This window comes from Pseudomonas sp. PDM20, assembly GCF_014852575.3.
GTDB lineage: Bacteria > Pseudomonadota > Gammaproteobacteria > Pseudomonadales > Pseudomonadaceae > Pseudomonas.
This window is the reverse complement of the sequence record NZ_CM181224.1, coordinates 1,008,659-1,024,609: the sequence shown is the minus strand read 5'-3', so window position 1 is coordinate 1,024,609 and position 15,951 is coordinate 1,008,659. Positions and strand designations below refer to the sequence as shown.

At 63.4% G+C, this 15,951-nt stretch carries 6 protein-coding genes and 3 tRNA genes; 2 read left to right on the top strand and 7 right to left on the bottom strand.

The window, feature by feature from the left end; translation table 11 throughout:
- Nucleotides 1-68: 68 nt before the first annotated feature.
- From IB261_RS04960 to IB261_RS04930, 7 genes are all read right to left on the bottom strand, one after another.
- The gene (locus tag IB261_RS04960; RefSeq protein ID WP_412548379.1) at nucleotides 69-1,376 is read right to left on the bottom strand and encodes an HlyD family type I secretion periplasmic adaptor subunit; all 1,308 of its coding nucleotides are present in this window, start codon (nucleotides 1,374-1,376) and stop codon (nucleotides 69-71) included.
- Between the two features lie 7 nt (nucleotides 1,377-1,383).
- A complete protein-coding gene (locus IB261_RS04955; protein ID WP_192381580.1) occupies nucleotides 1,384-3,576 on the bottom strand; it encodes a type I secretion system permease/ATPase in 2,193 nt (730 codons plus the stop codon).
- 246 nt (nucleotides 3,577-3,822) lie between these two features.
- Nucleotides 3,823-4,716 (bottom strand): OmpA family protein, encoded by an 894-nt coding sequence (locus tag IB261_RS04950; RefSeq protein ID WP_192381579.1) that lies wholly within the window; start codon nucleotides 4,714-4,716, stop codon nucleotides 3,823-3,825.
- A gap of 98 nt (nucleotides 4,717-4,814) precedes the next feature.
- Entirely contained in the window at nucleotides 4,815-12,341 is a 7,527-nt protein-coding gene (locus IB261_RS04945) for an Ig-like domain-containing protein (protein WP_192381578.1), read from the bottom strand.
- Between the two features lie 289 nt (nucleotides 12,342-12,630).
- A tRNA-Lys gene (locus IB261_RS04940) sits at nucleotides 12,631-12,706 on the bottom strand.
- A 6-nt stretch (nucleotides 12,707-12,712) separates the two neighbouring features.
- Nucleotides 12,713-12,789: transfer RNA gene (locus IB261_RS04935), tRNA-Pro, on the bottom strand.
- Nucleotides 12,790-12,798: 9 nt separating this feature from the next.
- Nucleotides 12,799-12,874: transfer RNA gene (locus IB261_RS04930), tRNA-Asn, on the bottom strand.
- A gap of 216 nt (nucleotides 12,875-13,090) precedes the next feature.
- Here IB261_RS04930 and IB261_RS04925 point away from each other — a divergent pair.
- Both IB261_RS04925 and IB261_RS04920 read left to right on the top strand, forming a co-directional pair.
- Nucleotides 13,091-15,388 (top strand): DUF1631 domain-containing protein, encoded by a 2,298-nt coding sequence (locus IB261_RS04925; protein WP_192381577.1) that lies wholly within the window; start codon nucleotides 13,091-13,093, stop codon nucleotides 15,386-15,388.
- A gap of 11 nt (nucleotides 15,389-15,399) precedes the next feature.
- Nucleotides 15,400-15,759, top strand: coding sequence for a PilZ domain-containing protein (locus IB261_RS04920; RefSeq protein WP_192381576.1), 360 nt, complete (start codon nucleotides 15,400-15,402; stop codon nucleotides 15,757-15,759).
- Nucleotides 15,760-15,951 lie beyond the last annotated feature (192 nt).

The window sequence follows — 15,951 nt, the reverse complement described above, 5'->3', positions numbered from 1 at the left end:
GTGCCGAGGGGCAGAACCGCCAACGAGCGTTTCGAAGGTTGGATGAAGGTTTACGGGCTTTCATTTCATTATCTCTCGCGGAAGGCCTCACGCGCTTTCAGCGCGGGCTTAAGTAGGTATTCAAGGATGGTCTTTTCCCCGGTACGGATTTCCGCGGTCGCGGTCATGCCGGGAATGATCGGGAAGTGCTTGTCGCCGCGGGTCAGCTGCGCTTCGTCAGTACGAATCAGCACGCGGTAGAAGGAGGTATCCGGCCGGCCCTGGCGGGCCAGTTCGTCGTCCTTGATGGTGTCGGGGCTGATCAGCTCGACCTTGCCCTTGAGGCCGCCGTAGATGGCGAAGTCATAGGCGGAAATCTTCACCGTGGCAGGCAGGCCGGGGCGCAGGAAGGCCACGTCGGCCGGGCGAATCTTCGCCTCCACCAGCAGTTGGTCTTCCAGCGGGACGATCTCCATGATGTCCTGCCCCTGCTGAATCACCCCGCCAATGGTGTTGACGCGCACGTTCTTCACGATGCCCTTGAGCGGCGCCATGAGTGTGGTGCGCTTCATCACGTCCTCGCGCCCGGCCGCGTTCTCCTGCGCCTGGGCCAGTTCGCTTTCCACGCGGGTCAGTTCGGCGTTCGCATCGGAGCGGTACTTGTTGCGCCGCTCGCTGATCTGCAGATTGAATTCGTTGGCCTGGCGGCGCATGCGCAGGATCTCGACATCGGAGATCAGCCCTTGCTTGGCCAGCTTCTCGGACACGGTCAACTCGCCCTGGGCCAGCGACAGGCTCTTCTGCAACCCGGCGACGCCATCGTCGAGCGCATGCTTGCGAGCGTTGTAGGCCTCGGTCTCGGCCTCCACGATCGAAGGAACGGCAATCACCTCCGGTGGGAACACCAGGGGCTTGCCGTAGGCCTCCGAGCGCAGGCGCACCAGTTGCCCCTTGAGCGCCAGGGCCTTGGATTGCGCCTCGCGGTAGCTGGCGCCGGCGCGGGTCGGGTCGATCTTCAGGAGAATCTGCCCGGCCTCGACCACGTCGCCTTCCTTGACGTTCATCTGCTCCAGGATGCCGCCTTCCAGGCTCTGGATGACCTGCTCGCGACTGGACGGAATCACCTTGCCCTCACCCTTGGTGATCTCCTCCACCCGGGCGAAATAGGCCCACACGATGATGCCGGTGAACACCGCCGCGATCAGCAGCAGCACCACCGTGCTCGCCGTGGTTTTCTGGGAGATCAGTGCTGCCTGCAGGTCCGACACATAGGCGATATCGTTCTCGCGCAGGCGCGCCACTTCTTTCTGGTACGGCGTAGCCTGAGTCGTCGCCACCGCCTTGGACGGTTCGACGACAGCGGGTACCGCCGCTTCGCTTTGGGGGGTATCAGTCATGATCGGTTCACCAGGTAGAGGCCGGCGCCTTGTTCGGCGCGGGAGAGTTGTTGGCCTGCAAGGCGCGCAGCACCTCGTCCTTGGGACCGTCGGCGACGATCTGGCCGGCGTCCACGACGATCAGGCGGTCGACCTGTTCGAGCACCGAGAAGCGGTGGGTCACCACCACCACCGTGCGCCCCTGGGTGGCCACTTCCAGGCGTTGCAGGAAGAGCCGCTCGGTCTGCATGTCCATGCCGCTGGTAGGTTCGTCGAGCAGCAGCACCTGCGGGTGCAGCAACAGCGAACGGGCCAGTGCCACCAGTTGCCGCTGGCCGCCGGACAGCGCCTGCCCCATCTCGCCCACCGGACGATCGAAGCCCAGCGGGTGGTTGACCACCACCGAATCCAGACCGGTCAGTTGCACCACGTTCAGCAGTTCCTCACTGCTCGCCGAGGGATTGCCGATCAGCAGGTTCTCTCGCAGCGAACCAAAGAACAGCCGCGTGTCCTGGCCGACGAACCCGACGGTGGAGCTCCAGTCCGCCGGGTCGATCTGCTCGGCATCGATGCCATTGATCAGCACCTGCCCTTCCACTGGCTGGTACAGCCGGGCGATCAGGCGCAACAGGGTCGACTTGCCACTGCCGATGCTGCCGACGATGGCCACGCGCTCGCCGTGCTTGATGCTCAGGTTGATGTTGTTGAGCACCAGCGGGCGCGGCTGCATCGGCGGAGCCGGGTAGGAGAACTTCAGCTTGCGCAGCGACAGCGTCGCGTTCTTCGGCGCCTCCAGGTAGCGACGCTGGGTGTCGCGCACCGTGGGGATCTCCATCAACTGGTTCAGCGAATGCAGGGCCGTCTTGGCCTGCTGGTAACGCACGGCCAGCCCCACCGAACTCGCCAGCGGCGCCAGGGCGCGACCACTGAGCAGGACCATGCCCACCAGGCCACCCTGGGTCAGGTTACCGTCACCAATGAGGTACACACCCCACAGCACCATCACCACGGTGTTGAGCTGGGTGATCAGCGATACCGAGTTGCCAGCCATGTTCGACAGGGCCTTGGTCTTGATCGCCGACGCGGCCAGTTGCGCGCTGAAGTCTTCCCAGCGCCGCAGCATGCTGCCTTCGGCGCGGACCGCCTTGAGCGTCTCGACCCCCTCGATTGCCTCGATCAGCAGGCCGTGCTTCTGCGATGCCTCCCGAAGGTTCTCCTTCATGTAGCGCGACAGCGGCAACTGGATATAGGCGCACAGCCCCAGCAACACGATCATCGCGCCCAAGGGCACCAAGGCCAACGGACCACCGATGATGAACAGCACGAACACGAACAGCATGCAGAACGGCAGGTCCGCCAGGGTTGCCAGCGAGGCCGAAGTGATGAAGTCGCGCACCGACTCGAATTCGCGGAACTGGTTGGCGAAAGAACCCGCCGAGGCTGGCTTGTGCTCCAGCCGGACTTCCAGCAACTGGCGAAACAGGATTGTTCCCAGGATCAGGTCGGCCTTCTTGCCGGCGTTGTCGATCAAGTACGCCCGGACCTGCCGGGAAGTGAACTCGAAGCCGATCGCCACCATCACGCCAACAGCCAGTGACCAGAGCGTCACGTAGGCCTGGTTCGGCACCACCCGGTCATACACGTTCATGATGAAGAAGGTGCTGGCCAGCGCCAGGATGTTGATCAGGAAAGTCGCCAGCGCGGCGCTGTAATAGAAGCGCCGGTACTTCCACAGCGTGGAGAACAGCCAGTGGCCCTTGCCCGCTTCGGCGCGGGGGATCTCCGTACGCGAATCCTTCACCGCCTTGGGGCGAGCAAGCAGCGCATAGCCCAGGTAATGCTCCTGCAGCTCGGCCGCACTCATGGTGATGGTGCCGCCGCCGGCTTCGGGCACTACCAGCTCGAACTCCTCGCCACGGCGGGCCACCAGGATGCGCGCCTCGCCATTGCGGAACAGCAACAGCAGGGGAAACAGATAGGAGGAAAGTTCGGCGGGGCGCCGCTTGACCCAGCCGGCACCGATACCGGCCTGCTCAAGCATGCGCGTCACCAGGCTGGGACGAAGCTTCCGATCACGCGGCAGGCCGGCGTACAGCGACTCCAGGGTCGTTTGCCGCTCGAAGTGATCGCAGAGCCAGCACACCCCTGCCAACAGGCTGTCGCTTTGGGGTGAAACGCCCGGATCGACGACGGGCGTCGCAGGCGCGGAAGAGGAATTCATGAACACACCTTCTGGGGGAGAGAGAAGCTGTGCGCATGGTAGAAATGCGCTGATCCGCGGGGGATCAGAAAAGCCTGATTGGCTTGACGTACCTTTCCTTCACGGGTCTAGCCTCGTTCCCCACGAACGGGAGCGGGGAAAGACCGGGCTGTCACAAGCGGGGAAAGCCCAAAAAAACGCCAGGGCTGCACGTTACGAGTGCAGCCCTGGCGAGTGAGGCAGGTAACAGCGAAAGGCGGGGAGGCTTTACTGGCCTTGCCCTTGAATCACCAGCTCGACGCGACGGTTCGGCGCGTTACAGGCGATGTTCGCGGCGTTGCGGGTCGTACCGCAGCTCACTACCGGCTCGCTGCTGCCACGGCCAACGGCCTGCACCAGGTTGCTGGCGACACCCTGCTCCAGCAGCACCTTGCGGATCGTCTCGGCGCGTTGCAGCGACAGGCGCTGGTTGGCCTCGGCACGGCCGATGGGGTCGGCGTGACCGATCACTTCGATGCTCTTGATGTTGTCGCCCGACGCGGAAATGTCCTGGACCACCTGGCGCAGCTGGCTATGGCCCTCGGACGTCAGGTCGTTGTAGCCGCCCTTGCCGAACTTGAACAGCACATCGCTGCGCAGGCTCAGCTTGGTCTCGGTCTGCGTCTGGCACGGCACCACCGAGGCGGCCCGGCTGATCACGTGGATCTGCTTGCGCATGCCTTGCAGGCTCCGCTCGGCATCCTTGCCGGTGTGCACGATCGGCGTGCTCTGGTTGGCGCCAACCGGTGCCTCCAGGACGTAGGTCTGGCCACCGTCGAGCTTGGCGTAGCTCTGCGGGTTGCGCTTGCCGGCGTACTGCGGCGCATCGCCGATGTACGACTCCACCGAGTGCTCGCCTGCGGGGGTGCAGAATACGGTGTAGCCGCCGGGCATCAGCGCGCTTTGCAGTTGGCCGTCGATGTAGACGTGGGCGGCCTGCTTGCCGCCGTCGTTGCCACGGAACATCACGATCTGCGCCTGTTGCGCGATGACGTGTTGCTCCTTGGTGTAGGTGTCGCCGTAGATGGACTGCGTCGCCGCAACGGCGCCCTGGCTCACAGCCAGGCCCAGCACGGCAAGGCAGACGGCCTGACGCAGCGGGCGGATAAGGGAAATTGCCATGTTCGTATCTCCAGTACCCCGCCGCCAGGCGGCAGGGCACGTTCTAGAAAAGGGTGAGGAGTGCCGGTGCGCGGCGGATGCCGCGCACCGGCCAGCGCTTAGACCAGGTTGACCTTCACCGCCTGCTGGACCAGCAGTTCGGCGTCGAGGCTGGAGTGCTGGTAGACCTCGTAGGAGGTGCCGCCAACCATCACGGCGCCCTTGTCGGTCCAGCTGCCACCCGCCACACCGTCCTTGCCCTGCAGTTGAGCCAGGTTGACGGTGTCGCTGGCGTCGCCCTGCACCAGCATCTGCACGCTGTGCTTGTCGGTGCTGTGGAACAGGTCGGCCTGGCCGTTTTCCAGCACATCCTTGAGCGACAGCGTCAGGGTGTTGTGGCCTGCGCCACCGAGGTCGATGACCTCCATCCCGCTCAGCTTGCCCTGGGAAGTGGCCAGGGTCAGGTCGAGCGACTGGTCGTGACCCGCCAGCTTCAGCACGTCGACACCGTCGCCGCCGTGGATGCCCTGATTTTCGCCACTGGCCAGGTACTGGTCGGCGGCGTATTGCAGGGTGACCACGCTGCCATCACCGGCACCGTAGTAGGTGTCGGCCATGCCAGCGACCGCGTGGGTCATTGTCGGCAGTGCGAACGGCAGGCTCTGCGACGTATCAGTCGATGCCGAGGTGCCAAGGGCACCTGCATGATCGTCCGACACCCCGTTGGCCGAGCCATCCACCGTGACGAAGTCGGTGCTGACACCCATCGACTCGATGACCGCGCTGCCGCCGTCGTTACCGACCATGATGGCGCCGGTCACGCCTTGCTTGATCAGGATTTCGGCATCCATGAGGCTGTAGGTAAAGACTTGATAGGTCACCCCACCGATGGTCGTGGTACCGGCGCTCTGCCAGGTTCCGGAGTCCACCCCGTGGCCTTCCAGGCTATACAGCTCCACCTTGTCGCCGGCATCGCCGTCCACCTTGAGCTGCACCTTGCCGTCCTTGCGGAACAGATCGACCTGGCCCAGGTGCAGCACATCGTTGAGCGAAACCTTCAGCGTGTTGTTGCCGCTGCCGGTGATGTCCAGCACTTCCACGTTGTCCAGCTTGCCGGCATTGATCAGCGTCGACAGGCTCAGGGTCTGCCCGGCGCCGGTCAGCTTCAGCGTGTCGATACCGCCCGGACCGCCGTGGACACCCGTGCTGGACAGTACCGCCACATCGGCCACCGCGAAGGTGTTGCTGCCGCTGTCGCCGTAGTAATCCGACGCCCCCGCCAACACGTTCTGCACGGCATCGGCATCGGTCCAGACCAGGGTATCCACCCCGTTGTTGACGGTGGCGTTGATCTTGACGTTATCCACGGTGAACCAGTCCTCCCCCCCGTCGAGTTCGAAGCGGACGAAGGATGTACCCGCAGGCATGGTCCAGCTAAAAGTGCCGTTTATCGCATCCGCTGTACCAGACATGGCCCTTGTGGTGCCAAGAGCATTCAAATCTACCGTGTAGATCAGCTTGTCATTGGCATCGTAGAAACGCAGCGCCTGACCATGAAGCAGCACCGGCCCCCCAGGATTCTGGGTGAAATCGACCTGTTCGATATCGTAGAAGGTGCCGGTAAAGCTGGTGGCGGAGGCGCCATCCTTGAGGCTGCAGCTCACAACCCCCCCTCTGACGCCCAGCATCGTCTCGGACGTCAACCCCCAGTAGCTCCAGGGCTTAATGGCGGTCCAGCCATCCACAAGAGCCGATTTGTTGGTAACGATCAGGTTATCGGTAGTCACCGGATTGTTTCTGTAGATGTTCGTATTCAACCCACTGAAGGTCTCGGTGAAGCTTCTATCGACTGAAGTCACCGAGAGGTAGTCCGACACGTTGCCCGCGCGATCCACCAGGGCGACCTTGACGTCATACCTCGACTCAGCGCCCGTCCCGGAAACGTCGGCCTTGCCAGCCGAGATATCCGCCGCCGTCAGCGCGTAGCTGAAGTGCTTGCCCGCCACCACGACATCCAGCAGATCGCCCACGGCCTTGTCGGCGCCGTTGAAGCTGACGCTGACCACACCGTCGGCATACGTGATATTGGTCGCGTGGCTCGGCGCCACGGTATCCAGGGTAACCGCCTGCGATTTTACCTCGCCGGCGGTCCCATCGGCTGCGACGACACGGGTCTGGATCGTCCAGTTGCCGCTGTGGGCGTTCGGGTCCATGACGTCCCACTTGCTGCCCGAGACGAGAGCATCGCTCCAGGTGCTGCCGCCGTCGGTGGATACCTGCACCTTCTCGCCCGTTGCCAAGGTGCCGCTGATGGTGCCGCTGATCAGACGGCCGGCATCGCCGTTGTTGGTCAGCCAGTCGCTCAGGCTGACGCCGCTCTCCTTGTCCATGCTGACGATCTGTGCAATGGCTGTTGGGGCCAGTTTCACTTCATACGCATGCGGCGTAGCAATCGCATCCGTATAGTTACCCGCCACGTCAGTGGCGTGCAGCGTACCGTCGACTTTATGGTCGCTATCGGCCACCAGATCGCTGCCGGCCACGCCGTTCACGGTCCACTTGCCGTCGCTTTCCACCGTGGTGGAGTAAGCCTTGCCATTGATGGTCAGGGTCACCACGTCACCCTCCCGCGCGCCAGTTGAGGTCCCGGTGATGCTGACGGTGCCTGCCGCTTCGGTGCTGTCGACCACATCATCACCCGCCACCGAAACGATGGTCAGGGTCGCCGTGGGCGGGGTGTAGTCGGTGGTGATGACGAACTTGTCGGACGGCACGCTCGGGTTGCCCGCCGGGTCGGTGGCAATGACGGTGAAGCTGTGCTCGCCTTCGCTCAGGTCCTTGGCCGGGGTGAATTCCCAGGTACCGTCGGGCTTGGCGATGGTGCTGCCCAGTACGCCGTCCTTGTCGTCCTTGATGGTGACGATCGAGTCGGCTTCGGCCTTGCCCGACAGGGTCGGGGTCGAGTCGTCGGTCACGCCGCCATTGGTGATCGGACCGGTGATGGTGCCGTAGTCGTCGAGGACCTGCTCGATGGTCGGTTTGCTCGGGGCATCGAGGTCGATGCTGTAGGCATGCTTGGCCTTGATGTCTCCGGGGTTGCCGGCGGCATCGTGGGCAGACAGGGTGGCATCGATCTGACGATCAACGCCTTCGCCCGCGATCAGGTCAGAACCCGCCACGTCCACTTTCCAGAGGCCGTCCTTGTCGACGGCGGCGCTGTAGGTGGTGCCGTTGAGAGTGAACTTGACCAGGTCGCCGGTGCTGAATTCGCCGGTGGCCTTGCCGCTGATGCTGACGTTGCCTTCGGACTCCTTCTTGTTGACGACGTCGTCACCGGCAACGATGTCGATGATCAGCTTGGTCGAGTCGTCGTTCGGGCCGTGGTAGTCGGTGGTGATGACGAAGTCGTCGGACTTGACACTGGTGTTGCCCGCCGCGTCGGTCGCGGTGACGCTGAAGGTGTGTTCGCCTTCGCTGATCGGCGTGGTCGGGGTGTAGCTCCAGGTGCCATCAGGCTTGGCAATCACCGAACCCAATACGTCGGTCGCACCATCCTTGATGATGACGATGGAACCCGCCTCGGCCTTGCCCGACAGGGTCGGGGTCGAGTCGTCGGTCACGCCGCCATTGGCCACCGGACCCTGAACTGCGCCCACGTCGTCGTAGACCTGCTCGATGGTCGGCTTGCTCGGCGCAGTAAGGTCGACGGTGAAGTCGTACTTCGCCGGGGCGCTGACGTTGCCCGCCAGGTCGGTGGCGGTGGCTTCGATCTTGTGCAGGGTTTCGGCCAGGTCGCTGCTGGGCTTGAAGCTCCAGTAGCCATCATTGTTGGCGGTGACGCTGCCCAGTTCTACGCCATTGTCGGTGATCTTGATGACGCTGCCCGGCTTGCTGGTGCCCTGGATTTCCGGACGCTGCTCGTCGGTCACGCCATGCAGTGCGATGTCGCCCTGGATGCTGCCGGTCTTGTCGATCACGTGGGTGATCTGGACCTCAACGTCTTTGGTGTCGACGGTCACACCGATCTGGTCGGCCTTGCCGCTGCTGTTGCCGGCCGGGTCGAGTACTTCGGTGGCAAAGTTATGCTCGCCATCGTCCAGCGCGGTGCTCGGGGTGAATTCCCACTTGCCGTCCGCATCGACGTCGGCTTCGCCGATCTTCGCGCCGTTGTCATAGATGATGACCTTGCCATTGGGCTCGGCATCGCCGCTGAAGGTCGGGCGGTTGTCGTCGGTGATGTCCTTGTCGTGCAGCGGGCCTTGTTGGTCGCCGACGTCGTCGGTGATCACCAGGTTGCTGACGTTGGACGGAGGAGTGGTGTCGACGATGAAGTCCCAGATGCCAGTCGGCTCGCTGACCACGCCCACGCCATTGGTGGCGGTGGCGATCACTTCGTGCTTGCCATTGGCCAGTTCGCTGGTGGTGATGGTCCAGTTGCCGTCGCTATCGGCGATGCCGCTACCGATCAGGGTCTGGTCGGTGTCATACAGCTTGACGATACTGCCCGCTTGCGCGGTGCCGTTGAAGGTCGGCTGCTTGTCGTCGGTGACATCGCCCTTCTGCAGGAAGCCGGTGTACGGGCCAACGTCGTCATACACGCTGACGATGACCGGTACTTCAGGTTTGCCCTGGTCGAGGATGACTTCGTAGACCTTGCTGGTGCTGGCGTTGCCGGCCGCATCGCTTTCCACGGCGGTCAGTTCGTTGAGGCCGGAGATCAGCGGCAGGACCGGTTTCAGCGTCCAGGTGCCATCCGTGCCAACCGTGGCGCTGCCCAGGATGTGGTCCTGGCCGTTGACGTCCTTGCCGTGCACGACGATGGTGTCGCCGGCGGTGCCGGTGCCGCTGATGACCGGGCGGGCGTCATCGGTGGTGCCACCGCTGAGGATGTTGCCGGTGACTTCGCCGACGCTGTCGAGCACGCCAGTGATGGCCAGCTTGCTGACATCCGGCGGGGTGTAGTCGGTGGTGATGACGAACGGCTCCGACGGCACGCTGACGTTGCCGGCCTTGTCGGTCGCTTCGACGGTGAAGCTGTGCTCGCCTTCGCTCAGGTCCTTGGCCGGGGTGAATTCCCAGGTGCCGTCGGCCTTGGCGGTGGTGCTGCCCAGTACGCCATCCTTGTCGTCCTTGATGGTGACGATCGAGTCGGCTTCAGCCTTGCCCGACAGGGTCGGGGTCTTTTCGTCGGTTTCGCCGCCATTGGTGATCGGACCGGTGATGGCGCCGGTGTGGTCAAGGACCTGCTCGATGGTCGGTTTGCTCGGGGCATCGAGGTCGATCTTGTACGGGTGCTCTTGCTCGATCTCGCCCGTGTTGCCGGCGGCATCGTGGGCGTACAGGGTGGCATTGATCTGACGATCAACGCCCACACCCGCGACCAGATCGGCACCGGCGACTTTCACGCTCCAGTTGCCGTCCTTGTCGACCGCCGCGCTGTAGTGGGTGTCGTTGAGGTCGAACTTGACCAGGTCGCCGGCCATGAACTTGCCGATGGCCTTGCCGCTGATGGTCTGCTCGTGCTTGGCTTCTTCGGTGTTGACGATGTCATCGCCGGCCACCACGTCGATGGTCAGGTAGGTGTTCTTGGGCGTCGGACCATCCAGGTCAACCTTGATCGGATAGGGATCCGACGACTTTCCGGGATTGCCGGCCGGATCTTCCGCCTGCACGGTGATCAGGTGCTCGCCTTCGTCCAGGGCCTTGTCAGCTGGTACTTCGAACGACCACTTGCCGTCATCGCCAGCCACGGTGCTGCCCAGCTCGGTCTTGCCGTCGAAGACATGGATGATGTCGCCCTTCTCGGCGCCGCCACCGGAGATCACCGGGGTGGTGTCGTTGGTCATGCCCCCTCTGGGGATGTCGACCAGGTGCGACGGATCCTCGTTGTTGACCACGCTGCCAATGGTCGGGACACCTGGTTCCTGGGTGTCGATGGTGACGATGATTTCCTTCGGTTCGCTCGGGTTACCCGCCGGGTCGGTGGCAATGATGACGATCTTCTGGTCACCGTCAGCCAGTTCCTGGGTCGGCGTAACCTGCCAGTTGCCTTCGGCGTCGGCCTGGGTGGTGATGGTTTCGCCCGTCGGGAAGCTGACGGTGACGTCCGCACCCGGCTCGGTCTTGCCGTCGATGGTCGGCTTGGTGTCGTTGGTGATGTTGTCGTCCTTGATGCCCGAGTCGGACTCCGGGTCAAGCCAGGCGTCCGGCTGTTCCGGCCCCTGGGTATCGATCACAACGGTGATGGTGGTCGGATCACTCGGGTTGCCTGCCGGGTCGATGGCAATGATGATGATGTCGTTCTTGCCTTCGGGCAGGTCCTGCGTCGGAGTGATCTGCCAGTTTCCCTGGTCATCGGCCTTGGCATGGATTTCTTCGCCGGTGCTCGGGATCTTGACGGTGATGTCGGCGCCCGGCTCGGTCTTGCCCTCGATGGTCGGCTTGGTGTCGTTGGTGATGCTGTCACCCTTGATGCCCGAGTCGGACTCCGGGTCCAGATGACCTTCGGGGGCGACTGGCGCGACGGTGTCGATGATCACCGGGACGGTGATTTCGGTCTGGTTGCCGGCCGGGTCCTGCTCGATCACCTTGATCTCGTTGTCGCCTTCGGGCAGCGGCTGGGTCGGCTTGGGCGCCACCCAGTGGCCGTCGTCATCCACGACTGTGTTGACGGTTTCGCCCGTCGGGTAGACCACGATGATGGTGTCGCCCGGGGTGCCGTCGCCATGGATGCTTGGCTTGTCGTCGTTGCTGTAGGTTTCCCCACCATCGACCTTGGCGCCATCGATTTCGGCGGTCGGCGCCGCTGGCGGCGTGGTGTCGACGACAATGTCGATCACCTCGACCGGAGCGCTGGGCTTCTGCCCGGGCACTTCCTGGGTGACCTCGATGCTGTGCCCGCCATCGGCGAGCTCAGGGGTGTAGGACCAGGTACCGTCCTGCGCCACTGTGGTGGAGCCGATTTCCTGGCCATTGTCGAAAATATGGATGATCGCGCCGGGGACACCGTTGCCAGAAATCTCCGGATGCTTGTCGTCGGTGATGTCGCCGTTGTGCAGTTCGCCCTGGATCGGACCAACGTCGTCGATGACCTTGGTGTTGGTCGGGGCGGAGCTGGTGGACTTGTCGTGGTGACCGCCATTGTCCTTGTTGTGATGGATGATCGCGGCGGTAGCAGCGCCCACGCCAGCCAGGCCGAGCAGCCAGGGCCAGAGGACGAAGCCGGCGGCGTCATCGAAGGTGGAGGCCAGATAGGCCGCGCCATTACCCAGGGAATCGCCACCCAGGGCGATGGGGGCCGAGTCGCCATCGGCCAGCAGCAGTTGGCTGTCGCCGAAGGTCTGGCCGTCGGTGCGCACGTAGGCGTACAGCTGGCCATCTTCGGCCACGCCGTAGAGTTGGCTGTCCATGCCTTCGGCGAAGAAGTCCTGGATAGTCAGGTCGGGTTTTTCGCTGCCTTCGAACTGGACCAGCAGGTCCTTGCCGACACGCTTGACGGTCACGTTTTCCGGCGCGACGTCGCTGTTTTCCACTTGCAGCAGGTACTTGGTACCTGCATGTGCCTTGATCTTGCCACCAGTCTTGACCGCAAGCTTCTTCGCTGCGTTCTCGGTGACGGCGATAAGACCGATAGTTTCAATTGCCATTTCTAACCCACCTCGGGGACACGTTTTCGAGGTGAGGAGATTAATTTTCCGGAGCAGTCAATAAGATCAGAACACTCTGACAAGGCTCCCGGGATTTCTGATGACGTAGTTTTGGCGGCAAAAAGCGGCTGCGGACAGCTGACGGGCGGAATGAGGAAGCGAACCGGGCCTGGGGCGAAGCGCATGGCGGCGGGGCAGAAACGAAAAAGCCCACCTCGAGAGGTGGGCTTTTCCTGAGAAGCGGCTTTCATTCCGCTTCAGGCATTCAGCAGCGCCGATGCCTTCAATATGGTGGGTCGTGTAGGATTCGAACCTACGACCAATTGGTTAAAAGCCAACTGCTCTACCGACTGAGCTAACGACCCAAATGTTGGTCGGGGTAGGGGGATTCGAACTCCCGACATCTTGCTCCCAAAGCAAGCGCGCTACCGGACTGCGCTATACCCCGTTTGAAAGTTGGCTCCGCGACCTGGACTCGAACCAGGGACCCAATGATTAACAGTCATTTGCTCTACCGACTGAGCTATCGCGGAACTATGAACCTTTCAATCTCCTCTACTTTCTTCCGGCTTCACCGGTTTCCCGTATCAGAGGCGCGCCATTTTACGTATATCGAAACGCCTGTCAACACTCTGATCCAAAAAGTTTTTCTCTGCTTTGCAGGGGGCCGGGCTGATTGCTATATCTGCATGGAAAAACTCGAGTGATCCACCGCGGGTGCAAACGGAACGATCACGCACAGGATGGCCATGAGCAACAAGGACACCCCACCACCCTCTCCCATCGCCAGCCGGATGATTCAGCCGCGCTTCGGCGAACTGGTGCAGGGCTGCCGTCAGTTGGCGATGAATCACCTCGCCGAACTCCTGGGTAATGTCTTCGCCCAGGTGGACGACACGCTCTTCGAATGCGCCGAGAAAGCCGAGAACAATCAGGTCCAGGCCCTGTTCTTCGATGCCATGCGCGAAGTCCGCCGCGACCGACCGAACCTCGAGCGCTTCTACCACCAGCGCATCGCCCAGGGCCTGAGCGACTTCCTTGAAGGCAAACTGCCCCTTGCGGAGCCGCTGGAAGAGCTGGATATCGACCAGCTGACCCTGGTCGGCAACGATGAATACGAAGAAACGCTGCTGGTGACCAACATGGTCAACCAGGTGCGCGCCCACTGCGCCCAGCAGCTGTTCGCTCTGGACCAGCGCCTGGCGCTGCTCAACAACGGCAGCAAGCTGGGCGAGGACCGCAATCCCTTCGGCCCACAGGCCATTGCCCAGGCATTGCGCGACACCCTGGCGCGCAGTGCCTTCCCTCTGCGAATCAAGACCATCCTTTATGTGCTGTTCGATCAACAGGTCATGCAGCATCTGCAACCTTTATATGAACAGCTGAACAAGCGCCTGGCCGATGGCGGTGTTCTGCCCAACCTGAAATACCGCCCGCAAGGGCAGCGCCAGGCCTCCCCGCCCCCGCCGCGCCCGACCGGGACCGAGAAAAGCTCCGCGACGACGGGCAGTGGAGCAGCAGCACCGCCCTACGCCGCCAGTGACCTGCCGGATGTGCCTCCGGGCGACCGCAATGCCCTGTTCGGCGGCCTCGCGGTGCTGCTCGCCGAGCACCGTCGGCGCGGTGACAAGGCCACGCTGTTCGGCAACACCCAGAGCATCGTCAGCTTCGGTCCCAGCTCGGCTACCACGACCTACAGCGCCAACGAGCTGCTGGAGGCGCTGAACCGCCTGCAACGCGAGTCCGCCCGCGAACTGGCCCACCGGCTGCGCCAGCCGCAGCCGGTCGATGCACTGAAGGCCGACCTGCAGCGCCAGCTGGAATCCGGCAGCGCACAACCGAACAACACCCGGCTGACCGACCAGGAAGCCGATGTCATCGACCTGGTGGGCATGGTCTTCGACTTCATCCTCGATGACGAGAACCTGCCCGACAGCTGCAAGACCACCCTTTCCCACTTGCACACACCCTTCCTCAAGGTGGCGCTGCTGGACAAGCAGCTGTTCACCCAGCATCACCACCCCGCTCGCAAGCTGCTCAACGCCATGGCTCAGGCCGGTGTGCTGTATGGCGGCGAGGGTGAGGAGCGCGCCCTGCTGGCGAAGATGCACTGGGTGGTCGAGCGGGTGATCCAGGATTTCGTCGGCGACCTGTCGCTGTTCGACAGCCTGCTGGGTGAGTTCAGCGAGTACGTCACCAACCTGCGGCAGAAGGTCGAACTGCGCGAACGCCGCGCCATGGAGGCTGCCCGTGGCCGCGATCGCCTGCTGGCCGCCCGCGAGCACGCGCTGGACGCCATCGCCAGGGTGACACAGGACCGCGACCTGCCGGAGCTGGTACGCAACTTCCTGGAAATGAGCTGGTGCGATGCCCTGACCTTCATCGTGCTGCGTAGCGGTGAGCACAGCGACGAATGGAAACGCGCCTGCGAAGTGGGAGAACAGCTGGCCTGGAGCGTGACACCGCTGGATTCCGCCGGCCGCGATCACCTGCAGGCAATCCGCCTGGCCCTTCTGGAAGAGCTGCGCAAGGGCCTGGAAGTGCTCGGCGGCTACCACGAGGACGGCATCCGCCGGTTGCTGCAGGATCTGGTTGCCTGTCAGCACGCGATCCAGGCACAGCAACCGCAGATCGCCGCACAACTCAAGCAGGAACTGCCGGAGAGCCCGCTGGGCGCCATGCTCGGCGCCGAGGGGCACACACTGGTCAAGCCCGACGGCGAGGCGCTTTCCGAGCGTGTGCGGGTACTGATGAAGGAACTGAGCCACCTGGAATTCGGCACCTGGTTCGAATTCAGCGACACCACACCGGCGCGCCGGCTCAAGCTGTCGTGGTTCAGCCCGACCACGCGCAACTACATGTTCGTCGACCACACCGGGCAGCGGGTGGCAGTCAAACCGATAGTGCAGTTGGCCCAGGAGATGGAAGCCGGCAAGGTCCGCCTGGTACCGACGGAACAGTCCGCCCCGCTGATGGATCGTGCGCTGAGTGCGATCTACCGCGTCCTGCAACGCTTTACTTCCGGGCGCAGCCCGGCACAGACCTGAAGGAGCAGTCGATGAGTGAACGTCGCCAGCATAGCCGGCAGCAGACCGGGCTGACCGTGGAAGTCTTCGACCGCCACTCCGGGCGCAGCCTGGGCCGGCTCGCCGACCTGTCCGCCGAAGGGTTCATGCTCTGCGGCGTGGACGTGCCGGAGGCCGACTCGGTCTGGGAGTGCCATCTGGTGCCGGCGCCGCCGCTGGACGAGATCGGCGAAATCCAGCTCGGCGCCGATTGCCTGTGGAGTCGCGCCGGCACCGACGGCCAATTGGGCTGGGCGGGCTTCCACATCATCGATATCGCCGAGGATCAGGCCGAGCTGATCGAGCAACTGCTGGTCATGCTCGGTGGAGCCCGCGCGCCGAAACACCTGTAGGAGCGGGCCGGGCGCGCGATCGCGGGCATGGCCCGCTCCTACCGGATAGATCTGTGCTCGGATCGGCCCTCACCCTCTCCCAGAGGGAGAGGGGACCGTTCGGTGCCGGATGAAACCACAGCGTCAGCCGGCACGATTTGCTCCCTCTCCCTGAGGGAGAGGGCTGGTGTGAGGGGGAAAGCACAAACACCG